The 1,397-nt window shown below is 68.9% G+C and carries 2 protein-coding genes; both read left to right on the top strand.

What is annotated here, in order from left to right:
- Window positions 1–51 precede the first annotated feature (51 nt).
- A complete protein-coding gene (locus ACN269_RS33525; protein WP_421477175.1) occupies window positions 52–492 on the top strand; it encodes a DUF222 domain-containing protein in 441 nt (146 codons plus the stop codon).
- 10 nt (window positions 493–502) lie between these two features.
- Window positions 503–1,397 (top strand): HNH endonuclease signature motif containing protein (locus ACN269_RS33520; RefSeq protein WP_421477173.1); only part of this gene is annotated, 895 nt, incomplete at its 3' end.

Below are 1,397 nucleotides of genomic sequence, written 5' to 3'. Positions count from 1 at the left end.
TCGGTCATTCGAACTAGTGTTCGGTTCATGGATGGCGGGGGTCGCGACGAGGTGGACGCGTTGATCGATGCCGCCGATGCTCTCGACGCGCGCCTGGCCGCGTTGCCGTTGACGGGTTTGTCGGTGAGCCAGCTGCAGCGGCTGGTCGATCACCACGAGCTCCGTCGGCGGCGTCAACCCGCCGTGGAACACCGCCTCCTGGCCGAACTGCAATCCCGTACCAGCGCGATCGCGTTGGGTGCCAAGAACTGGGCCGAAGTGCTGACCCGGCGGCTGCGGATCTCCAAAGCCGAGGCCCGCCGCCGCCTCGACGAAGCCCAACAACTCGGGCCGCGGTCGGCGCTGACCGGCCAGCCCCTGGCGCCCCAGCTGGCCGCCCTGGCCGCCGCCCAAGCCGCCGGCACCGTCAACGCCGAACACGTGCGCATCATCCGCGGGTTCTTCGACAAACTGCCGCACTGGGTCGACGCCACCACCCGCCACCCAGGCTGAGGCTCAGCTGGTGGCGATCGCCGCCGGGCAGACCCCTGAGGAGTTGCGCAAGGCCGCCGAGCGGCTCGCGCTGCTCATCGACCAGGACGGGCCGATGCCCGATGATGCCGAACGCGCCCGCCAACGCTACTTCCGACTCGACAAGCAAGGACCCGACGGCATGATCGAGGTCAAAGGACGCCTCGACCCCGAAACCGGTGCATACCTGGAGGCGGTACTGGCCAAATCGGCGGCCCCCGGCCAATGCAACCCCGACGATGAAAGCCCATGTGTGGACGGTCAGCCCAGCGCCGAGCAGATCCAGCGCGACACCCGCACCCAACCCCAACGCAACCACGACGCGCTCAAGGCGATGGCCCGTGCCCGGCTGGCCTCCGGCGAACTGGGAAAACACAACGGGCTACCGGTCACCGTCATCGTGTCGACCACCCTGCAGGATCTCGAATCGGCCGCCGGGGTCGCCACCACCGGCGGCACCAGCCTGCTACCGATGTCCGACGTCATCCGGATGGCCGCCCACGCCCACCACTACCTGGCCATCTTCGACACACACACCAGCCAACCGCTCTACCTGGGCCGCACCCGACGCCTGGCCAGCCCCGCCCAGCGCATCATGCTGCACGCACGCGACCGGGGCTGCACGTTCCCCGGCTGCACCGTGCCCGGCTACGGCTGCCAGGTCGACCACGTCCACCCGTGGAGCACCGGCGGCCCCACCGACATCACCAACGAAGACCTCGCCTGCGGCCCGCACAACAAACTGCGCAACCACGGCTGGACCGTCCGCAAACGCCACGACGGCCGCATCGAATGGCTCCCCCCACCCCATCTCGACACCGGCCAAAACCGCGTCAACAACTACCACCACCCCGAAGAACTCCTCGCACCTGACGAGGACGACCCCG

Origin of the sequence: Micromonospora sp. WMMD736 (assembly GCF_049179015.1) — a bacterium.
Classification (GTDB): domain Bacteria; phylum Actinomycetota; class Actinomycetes; order Mycobacteriales; family Micromonosporaceae; genus Micromonospora.
The sequence above is the reverse complement of the archived record's forward strand: the minus strand, read 5'-3'. Positions and strand labels throughout refer to the sequence as shown.